Genomic DNA, 258 nt, shown 5'->3' on the forward strand with positions numbered 1-258 from the left:
TGATCATCCTCTCAAACCAGCTAAGGATCGTTGCCTTGGTAAGCCATTACCTTACCAACTAGCTAATCCTAACTGGGCCCATCCCAACGCGATAGCTTACATGTAGAGGCCACCTTTGGTCCTGACTCTAACGAATCAAGACATTATGCGGTATTAGCCGTCGTTTCCAACGGTTATCCCCCTCGTCAGGGCAGGTTCCCAGCCGTTACTCACCCGTCCGCCGCTCGACGTCCAGTAAATCCACCGAAGCTTCAATAC

Annotated in this window: 1 rRNA gene; it reads right to left on the reverse strand. The window is 51.6% G+C overall.

Annotated elements, in window-relative coordinates:
* Positions 1-258 (reverse strand): 16S ribosomal RNA (locus BZJ21_RS15885); the annotation flags it as partial.

Origin of the sequence: Salinivibrio costicola subsp. alcaliphilus (assembly GCF_001996185.1) — a bacterium.
GTDB lineage: Bacteria > Pseudomonadota > Gammaproteobacteria > Enterobacterales > Vibrionaceae > Salinivibrio > Salinivibrio costicola.